The 10,728-nt window shown below is 40.6% G+C and carries 12 protein-coding genes; 9 read left to right on the top strand and 3 right to left on the bottom strand.

The window, feature by feature from the left end; genetic code table 11:
* Position 1 precedes the first annotated feature (1 nt).
* The 9 genes from hypE to EDD69_RS09950 all read left to right on the top strand — a co-directional run bounded on the left by hypE (position 2) and on the right by EDD69_RS09950 (position 7,194).
* A complete protein-coding gene (gene hypE / locus EDD69_RS09990; protein WP_132948815.1) occupies positions 2-994 on the top strand; it encodes a hydrogenase expression/formation protein HypE in 993 nt (330 codons plus the stop codon).
* Positions 995-1,086: 92 nt separating this feature from the next.
* A complete protein-coding gene (gene thyA, locus EDD69_RS09985; RefSeq protein WP_132948814.1) occupies positions 1,087-1,881 on the top strand; it encodes a thymidylate synthase in 795 nt (264 codons plus the stop codon).
* A gap of 14 nt (positions 1,882-1,895) precedes the next feature.
* A complete protein-coding gene (locus tag EDD69_RS09980; RefSeq protein ID WP_132948813.1) occupies positions 1,896-2,387 on the top strand; it encodes a dihydrofolate reductase in 492 nt (163 codons plus the stop codon).
* Between the two features lie 135 nt (positions 2,388-2,522).
* Positions 2,523-3,791: a threonine ammonia-lyase IlvA gene (ilvA, locus tag EDD69_RS09975; RefSeq protein ID WP_132948812.1), complete on the top strand. Its 1,269-nt coding sequence runs from the start codon at positions 2,523-2,525 to the stop codon at positions 3,789-3,791.
* A gap of 118 nt (positions 3,792-3,909) precedes the next feature.
* On the top strand, positions 3,910-4,161 hold the full coding sequence (locus EDD69_RS09970; protein WP_132948811.1) for a YpmP family protein: 252 nt from the start codon (positions 3,910-3,912) through the stop codon (positions 4,159-4,161).
* Between the two features lie 148 nt (positions 4,162-4,309).
* Positions 4,310-5,152 carry a DegV family protein gene (locus EDD69_RS09965; protein WP_132948810.1) on the top strand — a complete coding sequence of 281 codons (843 nt, stop codon included), beginning with the start codon at positions 4,310-4,312 and terminating at the stop codon, positions 5,150-5,152.
* 19 nt (positions 5,153-5,171) lie between these two features.
* Positions 5,172-5,741: an SCO family protein gene (locus EDD69_RS09960; protein ID WP_132948809.1), complete on the top strand. Its 570-nt coding sequence runs from the start codon at positions 5,172-5,174 to the stop codon at positions 5,739-5,741.
* A gap of 74 nt (positions 5,742-5,815) precedes the next feature.
* A complete protein-coding gene (locus EDD69_RS09955; protein ID WP_132948808.1) occupies positions 5,816-6,610 on the top strand; it encodes an SGNH/GDSL hydrolase family protein in 795 nt (264 codons plus the stop codon).
* Positions 6,610-7,194, top strand: a complete 585-nt coding sequence (locus EDD69_RS09950; RefSeq protein WP_132948807.1) for a YpmS family protein — start codon at positions 6,610-6,612, stop codon at positions 7,192-7,194. The genes EDD69_RS09955 and EDD69_RS09950 overlap by 1 nt, the downstream gene beginning before the upstream one ends.
* Before the next feature lie 27 nt (positions 7,195-7,221).
* Here EDD69_RS09950 and EDD69_RS09945 read toward each other — a convergent pair whose 3' ends face one another.
* The 3 genes from EDD69_RS09945 to pepT all read right to left on the bottom strand — a co-directional run bounded on the left by EDD69_RS09945 (position 7,222) and on the right by pepT (position 10,710).
* Positions 7,222-8,589, bottom strand: a complete 1,368-nt coding sequence (locus EDD69_RS09945; RefSeq protein WP_132948806.1) for an RsmF rRNA methyltransferase first C-terminal domain-containing protein — start codon at positions 8,587-8,589, stop codon at positions 7,222-7,224.
* A 9-nt stretch (positions 8,590-8,598) separates the two neighbouring features.
* Positions 8,599-9,186, bottom strand: a complete 588-nt coding sequence (gene plsY, locus EDD69_RS09940; RefSeq protein WP_132948805.1) for a glycerol-3-phosphate 1-O-acyltransferase PlsY — start codon at positions 9,184-9,186, stop codon at positions 8,599-8,601.
* A gap of 291 nt (positions 9,187-9,477) precedes the next feature.
* Positions 9,478-10,710 carry a peptidase T gene (gene pepT, locus EDD69_RS09935; RefSeq protein WP_132948804.1) on the bottom strand — a complete coding sequence of 411 codons (1,233 nt, stop codon included), beginning with the start codon at positions 10,708-10,710 and terminating at the stop codon, positions 9,478-9,480.
* Positions 10,711-10,728: the final 18 nt, after the last annotated feature.

Genomic DNA, 10,728 nt, shown 5'->3' with positions numbered 1-10,728 from the left:
GATGGACCGTATCACGCTCGCACATGGCGATGGCGGGGAACTGGCGCATCAACTCATTCAACAAGTATTTGTTTCCTATTTTCATAACGACGCTTATGCAAAGTTTGATTCAGCCCTTTTTCATATCGAAAATGGTCAACTTGCAATGACGACGGATAGTTTTGTCGTGAAGCCAATCTTTTTCCCAGGCGGGAATATCGGAAAACTTTCCGTAGCAGGAACGGTAAACGATTTAGCTGTATCGGGAGCCATTCCAAAAATGATGACGTGCAGTTTTATCATTGAAGAAGGATTTCCGATAAAAGATTTAAAACAAATTGTTCATTCCATGGCTGAAGAAGCGAAAAAAGCGAATGTGCAAATCATTGCAGGCGATACGAAAGTGGTCGAACGCGGATCCGCCGACGGCATTTATATTAATACAACAGGGCTTGGGATTGTTCCGCAGCCGTTAACCGCTTCGATTCAAGAAGGAGATTCTGTCATTATTAGCGGTTCGGTCGGCGATCATGGCATTGCGGTTTTGGCCGCTCGCGGTGAATTAGGATTAATGACTCATTTAGAAAGCGATTGTGCGACTTTATATCCGATGATTTCAGCTGCAATGAAGGCATCAAAAAACATTCGAATCATGCGCGACCCGACTCGCGGGGGATTAGCGACTTCGCTTGTGGAAATTTGTGAAGATTTTCAAGTGACGATTGAATTAGAGGAAGAAGCGATTCCTCTAAAAAGAGAAGTGCAGGGAGCATGTGAGTTGCTTGGATTTGATCCGCTCTATTTAGCGAATGAAGGAAAAGTAGTTTTGATTGTTGCAAAAGAAGACGAACAAAATGTGCTCGATGCCATTCGTTCGTTTCCAGAAGGAAAAGAAGCGGCTGTTATTGGCACTGTACGTTCGACGGAAAAAGGTCAACTATTATTGAGAACACCGCTCGGAACGACGCGAAGATTATATCGATTATCAGGCCTTTTATTGCCGCGCATTTGTTAGTCACGGGATTGCTCCCGTGATTTTTTCTAGTGTTTACACCTATTTTTATATATAATGTTTGAAAGGAATACGTTGGAAAGGATGAGGCTAAGATGAAGCAGTATTTAGATTTGCTTCAAGATATTTTAGAGAATGGTGTACGCAAAGAAGATCGAACAGGGACAGGAACGCTTTCGGTATTTGGAAGACAATTGCGTTTTAATTTGCAAGAAGGATTCCCTCTTCTAACAACAAAAAAACTACATATTCGCTCGATTATTCATGAGCTCCTATGGTTTTTAAGCGGCGATACAAACATCCGCTATTTAAAGGAAAATGGTGTTTCGATTTGGGATGAGTGGGCCGATGAAGAGGGAAATTTAGGGCCTATTTACGGCGCTCAGTGGCGTGCGTGGAAAGGGGCTGACGGACGAACCATTGATCAAATTAGCCAAGTGATTGAACAAATTAAAACGAATCCCAATTCGCGCCGATTGCTTGTGAGTGCATGGAATGTAGCTGAGCTTGATAAAATGAAGCTTCCGCCATGCCATTATGCGTTTCAGTTTTATGTGGAAAACGGAACGTTATCGTGCATGTGGCAGCAACGTTCGGTTGATACGTTTCTCGGCTTGCCGTTTAACATTGCAAGCTACGCGTTGTTAACGCATATGGTCGCCCAGCAATGCGATTTAGAGCCGAAAGAGTTGATTTTTACAGGCGGCGATGTTCATTTATATTTAAATCATATCGAACAAGCGAAGTTACAGCTGACACGTCAACCACGGCCGCTTCCGAAGCTTGTCATTAAACGGAAGCCAGCTTCTATTTTTGATTATCGTTTTGAAGATTTTGAAATTGTTGATTATGATCCGCATCCACACATTAAAGCGGAAGTATCGGTATAAAAGGAGCCGATCGTATGATTTCGATCATTGTAGCGATGGACCGCCAGCGTTTAATCGGAAAAAACAATGCGCTTCCTTGGCATCTTCCGGCTGATTTAGCTTATTTTAAACAAGTGACGATGGGCCATGCGATTGTCATGGGAAGAAAAACGTTTGAATCGATCGGACGCGCTCTGCCTGGGAGAAAAAATATTGTATTAACGAGAAAGAAAGATTTCCAGTGTGAACAATGTACCGTCATCCATTCCGTTGATGACATCAAAAAAATAGAAGAGGAAGAAAAGGAAGAGATCTTTATTATTGGCGGTGCTCAACTGTTTCAAGAAACCTTGCCGTTTGCGGATCGCTTGTATATCACATACATCGATGCCGCATTTGAAGGCGATACGTTTTTTCCTCCTTTTAACGAAGATGAATGGAGATTGATTTCGAGAAAAAAAGGGATTCAAGATGAAAAAAATCCTTATCGCTATGAATTTCATGTTTATGAACGAAAAACCCGCTGAAATAGCTTCATCAGCGGGTTTGAATTTTTTATTAATTTTTAGAAAATTTACTTTTCTTTCTTGGAAAATGTGGTATAGTTTAGAATAAAATCATTTTGAAACATGGATCATATTGTTTGGAAAGGAAAATGAAAGATGGGACAACAAGTGAAGCGAAAAAACGGCGTTTATGTAGAAGATATTTTAATTGCTCATCAAACATTGAAAGACGTTGTGCATCACACCCCTTTGCAAAAAAATGAACTGTTATCGGAACGGTATGGCTGTCGAGTCTATTTGAAAAGGGAAGACTTGCAGGTTGTTCGATCGTTTAAAATTCGCGGTGCTTACAATCGCATGAAAAGTTTAAGTGAAGAGGAAAGACAAAAAGGGATCGTTTGCGCAAGCGCCGGCAATCACGCGCAAGGGGTGGCTTACTCTTGCCGTTCGTTAGGAGTACACGGAAAAATTTATATGCCATCGACGACACCTCGTCAAAAAGTGTCGCAAGTTCAATTTTTCGGAAGAGACATGGTCGAAATTATTTTAGTCGGTGACACATTTGATGATTCCTATGAAGAAGCGATGAAATGCTGTGAACGCGAACAGCGCACGTTCATTCATCCATTTGACGATGAATACGTCATTGCGGGTCAAGGTACAGTCGGTGTAGAAATCTTAAATGATTGTGAAGAAATGATCGATTATGTTTTTGTAAGCATCGGTGGAGGGGGACTCATTTCAGGACTAGGTACATATATGAAAAGCATTTCCCCGACTACGAAAATCATTGGTGTTGAACCAGAAGGAGCTCCGTCGATGAGAGAGGCAATCCAAGTTGGTTCGGTCGTGACGTTAAATGAAATCGATCCATTCGTGGATGGCGCAGCGGTGAAACGAGTAGGCGAAAAAACATTTGCTTTAGCGAAGGAAATATTAGACGATATCGTGCTCGTTCCTGAAGGAAAAGCATGTACGACCATTTTGCAGCTATACAATGAAAATGCGATTGTGGTTGAGCCAGCAGGGGCCTTGCCAATTGCTGCTTTAGATTTGTATAAAGATCACATACGCGGAAAAACGGTTGTTTGCGTCATTAGCGGCGGGAATAATGACATTGGGCGCATGCAAGAAATTAAAGAACGATCGATGATTTATGAAGGATTGCAACATTATTTTATCGTTAATTTTCCGCAGCGCGCCGGAGCTTTGCGCGAATTTCTCGATGAAGTGTTAGGGCCAACCGATGATATTACCCGCTTTGAATATACGAAAAAAAATAATAAAGAGAGCGGCCCGGCGTTGGTTGGAATTGAGTTAAAGCGTCGTGAAGATTATGAACCATTAATCGAACGTATGAAGAAAAAAGGTTTTCCGTTTATGGAAGTGAATAAAGACAGCAATCTGTTCCATTTGCTAATTTGACAAAATTCTTCTCTTTTTTCATCGAAAATTTTATGAATTTTTAACGGAATATGACATACTTCAACACGAATTTGGTGTATAATTATAAGTAAATCGGTGAAAAAAGAGGATTGATACCTTGCTATTTAAAAGCCTAGAGTTTAAAAACGTTCATGGGCAAAAGGTCAAAATTATCGAAATTCCGGTATTGGAGGACGATAGCACTTATCAATTCATGTTAAAAGTGCGATTGCAAACGTTTATTGCAAATGTTTATGCGAATCCAAATCCTAAACGAGTATATTCGTTTAAAGAGTATTTAAAGAAGGTACTGAAGTGGCCTGTTTATGAGCAAATTTTCAAAACAGAGGTTTTAAAGAACAACGCATGATCAAGGACCGAGAGTTGTTTTGCGAAAACAGCAAAACGACTCTTTTTTGTGCAAAAAAATTTTTTGTAAAAGGCAACATTTTTTGTGATTTTATTATATAATTTCAGCGTATGTAAAAAAATTAATGTTTGGTTTAGGAAGTGAAATGATGCAAAAAGTAAAAATTGTGACAGATTCAACCGTTGATTTGCCAAAAGAAGTCATTGACCAACTCCAAATTCATGTGATACCGCTTTCGTTTACGATTGATGGCGAAACCTATTTGGATGGAGTCGATATTACTCCCGAGCAGTTTATGAAAAAAATGCGGGAAGCAGAAGAATTGCCGAAAAGTTCCCAACCATCGACAGGTCAGTTTTTAGAAGTTTATGACCGTCTAGGTTCCGAAGGCTGTGAGATCGTTTCGATTCATATGACTGGAGGAATGAGCGGAACGGTTCGTTCGGCTGAGAGCGCAGCAGCGATGACCAATGCAAATGTCACTGTGGTCGATTCGCGTTTTATTTCCATTGCGCTAGGATTTCAAGTAGTTGAAGCGGCCAAAATGGCTCAACAAGGGAAAACAGTACAAGAGATAATCCAACATCTCGATCAAATCCGTGCAAATACAAATTTATTCGTCACGGTTGACACGCTTGAAAACCTTGTCAAAGGTGGCCGAATTGGACGTGGAAAAGCGTTGATCGGCTCGCTTCTTAATATTAAGCCCATTGCTTCTTTAGCAGATGGCGTGTATACGCCTGTTGCGAAAGTTCGAAGTCACTCGCAAATGGTAAAATATTTAACCAATCAATTTATTCAAGATACAAAAGGGAAGAAGATTAAAAGAGTCGGCATCGCCCATGCCGATGCGCTTAATTTAGCTGAACGCTTAAAACAAGCAATTTTCGAGGCAACTGGATTTTCTGAAACAGAGATTATGTATACGACACCGATTATCTCCACACACACAGGCCCAGGAGCTCTTGGATTTATGTATTATGTAGAGTAAAAAAAAGGCGGTGGTGTAAATGAAAAAACGTAAATGGCTCTTATTTGCAGCGCTTGTCATCATCCTTGCTGCCTGCGGAAGAGGGATTCCGGATGCGAAAAATTGGCCGATTGCTGACTTTACCTTTACAGATCAAAACGGAAAGCCATTTGGCTTAAAGGATTTAAAAGGAAAAGTATGGGTCGCTGATTTTATTTTTACGAGATGTGCAGATGTTTGTCCGCCGATGACAGCAAATATGGCAAAATTGCAAGATATGGCGAAAGAAGAAGGGTTAGATGTTCATTTTGTTTCATTTAGTGTGGACCCAGAAAATGATACACCTGATGCGTTAAAGCAATATGCACAAAAATTTGATGCTGATTTAACGAATTGGCATTTGCTCACAGGTTATACGCAACAAGAAATTGAAACATTTGCCCAAAAGAACTTTAAGGCGATTGTGAAAAAACCGCAACAAGGAGATCAAGTGATTCACGGCACCGACTTTTATCTTGTGGACCAAAACGGAAACATTGTCAAATATTATAGCGGACTAAACGATGTTCCTTATGAAGAAATTTTGAAACATATTAAAGCGCTTCAGTAAACTTTTGAGGCAAAAATGATTTTTGTCATTTTTGCCTTTTCTTTCATTAACTATTTACAGCGGGTGTAAGAAGAATGAAGAAATGGATTTTCAGCGTTGTTTGTTTGATGCTTTTCTCAAGTTGTTCTTCTGTTCCAACGAGCTCGGTGGAAGATGGTGCATTGAAACAAACCTTTTTATCAGAACATTTCAAAATTCCTTATGATTTCTTGCCGAAAGAAATCAACATCGTGGCTCTTGGGGATTCTTTGACGGAAGGAGTAGGAGATGAGCAAAAACGCGGAGGGTATGTTGCTTATTTAGAACAATATTTAGAACAACATAAAGGGATTAGCGAAGTGACGGCGACGAATCTTGGAAAGCGCGGCTTGCGCAGCACACAGTTGAAAAAGATCATTCAAAAAAATAAAAAGCCGATTCGCGAAGCAGATCTTATTTTGATTACCATTGGCGGAAATGATATGATGAAAGTTGTTCGCTCTCATTTTTTAGATTTATCTTACTCATTATTTGTGGAAGAACAGCAAGCTTTTGCTTCTCGACTAGATGATCTGTTGCAAACCATTCGCACGATGAATCGTGATGCCTTTGTGGTGCTCATCGGCTTGTATAATCCTTTTTCATCTGTGTTTCAATCCGTCCCGGAAGTTGAAAAAGTGATTGATTTATGGAATGATGGAAGCGAACAAGTGGTATCTCAATATGATCGAATGATGTTTGTGCATATTGCCGATGTGCTTGCAGAACGTGAAGATGTATTATCCGATGATCAGTTTCATCCGAATAATAAAGGTTACCAGCTCATTGCGACTCGCATACACGAACAGTTAAAACAAGAAGAAGAGCAATGGTTAGGGAGACGTGAATGATGAAGTGGAAAAAACTTTTCTTTGGTTTGCTTTTTATCAATCTTTCCGCTCTGACGCTTGTGCTCTTTTTGCTTTTCCAACCGGCCAAAACGCCATCCGTGAACGTGGAAGAAGCGAAAGGAAACGCGAAAGAAGCTCAAGGAGCGGAATTGATCATCCATACAACCAAACAACATTTAAATACCATTATCAATGACTATGTTAAACAAAAAATGAAAACGGGATCCCTTTCGTATGAAATTCAGTTAGCAGATCAAGTGTATATTAAAAGCCAAATTCCTGTATTTGAGAAAGAGATGGATTTAACGGTTACGTTTATACCGAATGTTACTGAACAAGGAAATATTGAATTATCGAATCCAACGATATCACTCGGTCAATTAAAATTGCCTGTACAGTATGTCTTAAAATATATGCAAAAAAATGCTTCGTTGCCAGACTGGGTCAAAGTTGATCCGAAAAATGAGCGCGTTTATGTGCTGTTAAATGAAGTAAACATAAAGAAAGGATATAACGTGAGAGCAGAACGGTTTGATCTCGAAAAAGATGAAATTGTGTTTAAAGTCATTGCCACGATTAAATAAAAGCTGTCTCCGTAGGAGGAGACAGCTTTAAACGATTCGCAATCCTTTTGGATAGAAATTTTTTACGATTCCTTTCGTTTCTTTTCCCCAACCGAGCGGGTAATCTTCAATCGTAACCAACAACCACCCGCGATCCTGTCCTGTATGCCACGTTTCTCCTTTCATATATTTCATCGCTTCTTCGTTTGATAATGGAAGGTAATGTTGAACATCATCGATTGTTAAAGCCATCGCTAGAGCGTGATTTGGCTCGAAGCGATTTTTCTTTAGCTCTCCTAGATGGAGTCCGGCGCGAATCACTTTTAAACCGTCGAAACTTGGACAATCTTCAGGAAGCGCAAATAAATGGTGTTGAAATGCGTAAATCGTACGGTTGATCGACGTTTTTAATGTTGTTTTCGCAAATTGTTCATAATCGCGCAACATTTGTCTGGATACATTCGACTTTGCGATTTTTCCATTCCACGGACTGGTTGGTCCATGTTTTTTCATTTTGGCGACAAAATGACCTTCCCCTTTTAGATGGTGCGGCCATAGCCGAGCGGTATAAACGATTTCTTTTAGCCCTTCTTGCGTCCATTCTACGACGCCATTTTGAATTCCATCGGTTTTTTCAATCGGCAACAGTTCCATATCCGGGTGATGTTTTAAAAAGGATTCAATCGTTTGCTCATTTTCTTCAGGAGAAAACGTACAAGTGGAATAGACGAGAATGCCGCCTTCTTTTAACATTTCATAGGCATGTTCGAGAATGTAACGCTGCTTTTCAGCGCATTTTTTGACGTGGTCACAACTCCAAAATTGAATCGCTTCTTCATCTTTTCGAAACATCCCTTCACCCGAACAAGGAGCATCCACTAAAATTTTATCAAAGTATCCCGCAAAACGCGTCGCGAGTTTCTCAGGCGTTTCATTTGTGACGACTGTATTTGTAATTCCTAAGCGCTCGATGTTTTCTGAAAGAGCTTTGACTCGCTTTGGGTGAATTTCATTCGCAAGAAGAAATCCTGTATTGTTCATCATCGCTGCTAGCTGGGTAGATTTGCCGCCAGGAGCAGCGCAAAGATCAAGAACTTTTTCCCCAGGACTCGGCTTCAATACTTCCGCTACAAACATGGCGCTCGGTTCTTGAATGTAATACAGCCCTGCTGCATGATACGGATGTTTTCCAGGTTGAACATCGTTTTCGTAATAAAAGCCTGTTTCACAAAACGGTACAGCTTCTACGTTCCAAGGACAAATGCGCAAAAACTCATCTCGCGAAATTTTTAGCGGATTGATGCGAAGTCCACTTACTTTTTCTTCATGATAAGTTGCAAAAAAACGATCTGCTTCTTCTTGAAGCAACGTGTTCATTTTTTGAATGAAGTCTGCTGGTAAATGCAATGAAGACACTCCTCTAAGCTATAACCATTTCACTTTTGGTTCAGTTTTATTTAAGATACGTTTAATATTAGCGCGATGACGATAAAAAATAAATAGCGTTAATAATGTGACGACAACCAGTAATGGAAGATCATCGGTAAAAATAAGGGAGTATACAATTGCATATACACCTGTTAACATGGATGATAAAGAAACATATTTTGACAAATAAAGAATCAAAAAGAAGAAAGCTAACATCGTCACAAACAGAAATGGTGAATAGAATAATAATACACCTGCCGACGTAGCAACTGCTTTTCCGCCGCGGAATTGAGCGAAAATCGGGTACGTATGTCCGATAACGGCAAACAATCCCGTAAACAGCGGGTGAATATCAACAGAAAATAAAATTGGCAAACTTGCGGCAAGCGTCCCTTTTAAAATATCTGCAATCGTGACCGTGAGTCCAGCTTTGACACCTAAAACACGGAACGTATTCGTTCCTCCTAAGTTGCCGCTCCCGTGTTCGCGAATATCGATTCCGTAACCTACTTTTCCGACAATCAGGGCAAATGGAATCGATCCAAGTAAATACGCTGTAATCACGAGTAATGCTTTTATTAACATGGCATGCACCCTTTACTAATCTAATAATCAATGTATCGCATGTTTTTATTGTAACATGGTTTTTTAAAAAATGAAGGGAGGATTATTTTTTCGATGAAGAAATACGAGTCCTAACAAGGAAGAAATGAACGATGACGATTGTGAATCAATCTGTACTCTTTCCGTACAGCCGAAGAGGTGATGGATGCCGTACATAAAATATATCAACATCGAGGGACGAATTCAAAAACTAAAAAGCTACATTAAAAAACAAAGCTGGTTCCAAACAGTGGCTTGGAACCAGCTTTTATGTTACGCTTTTTGCTCGAACAGCTTGATAATTTCAATAATCACGTTCGTTGCTTTGATCATGTTGTCGACGGAAATGTATTCATAGCGACCGTGGAAATTTTCGCCGCCGGTGAAAATGTTTGGCGTCGGCAGTCCCATGTACGAAAGCTGCGAACCGTCCGTTCCGCCGCGGATCGGCGAAATTTTCGGCTCAATATTTAAGTTTTTCATCGCTTCATAGGCGATATCGACGACTTCACGGACAGGTTCGATTTTTTCTCTCATGTTATAATATTGGTCTTTCATTTCGATCACGATTCGCTCTTTTCCGTACTTTTCTTGCAATTTTGCCGCGATTTCCTGCATTTTTGCTTTGCGCGCTTCAAATTGTTGGCGGTCAAAGTCGCGGATAATGTAATGAAGCATTGTTTCTTCGACATTTCCTTGGAAGGAAAGCAAATGATAAAATCCTTCGTAGCCTTCCGTATGTTCCGGCGCTTCGTTAGCAGGTAGCTGTCCGTGAAATTCCATCGCGATTTTCATCGAATTGATCATTTTGCCTTTTGCCGTGCCTGGGTGGACGTTTTTTCCTTTGATCATGATTTTCGCTTCCGCTGCATTAAAGCTTTCATACTCTAATTCGCCAAGCGGACCGCCGTCGACCGTGTATGCAAATTTAGCACCGAACTTAGCGACATCAAACTTGTGCGGGCCTCTGCCGATTTCTTCGTCTGGCGTAAACGCGACGCGCACTTTTCCATGTTTAATTTCTGGATGCCGGATTAAGTAGGCCATCGCTGTCATAATTTCTGCGATTCCTGCTTTATTGTCCGCGCCAAGTAGTGTCGTGCCGTCAGTGGTGATTAACGTATGGCCCTTGTAGTTCGCAAGTTCCGGAAAATCTTTCGGTGAAAGCACAATATGTAACGCTTCATTTAATATGATATCGTTGCCATCGTAATTTTCGATAATTTGCGGTTTTACATTGGCGCCGGTAAATTCGGGAGCCGTATCCATATGGGCTAAAAAGCCGATGGTTGGCACATCTTTATCGGTATTCGCCGGCAATGTTGCCATCACATACCCGTTTTCATCTACCGTTACTTCTTCCATGCCAATTTCTTTTAATTCTTCTACTAGCATTTTCGCTAGCGTCCATTGACCCGGAGTGGATGGACAAGTATCGCTGTTTGGGTCAGACTGGGTATCAACTTGAACATACTTCGTAAAACGTTCGATGATTTCGTTTTTCATGATGGTCAACTCCTCACT

The sequence above is a fragment of the Thermolongibacillus altinsuensis genome, assembly GCF_004341205.1.
Classification (GTDB): domain Bacteria; phylum Bacillota; class Bacilli; order Bacillales; family Anoxybacillaceae; genus Thermolongibacillus; species Thermolongibacillus altinsuensis.
Note: the sequence above shows the minus strand (reverse complement) of the source record. Positions and strands in the feature narration are given on the sequence as shown.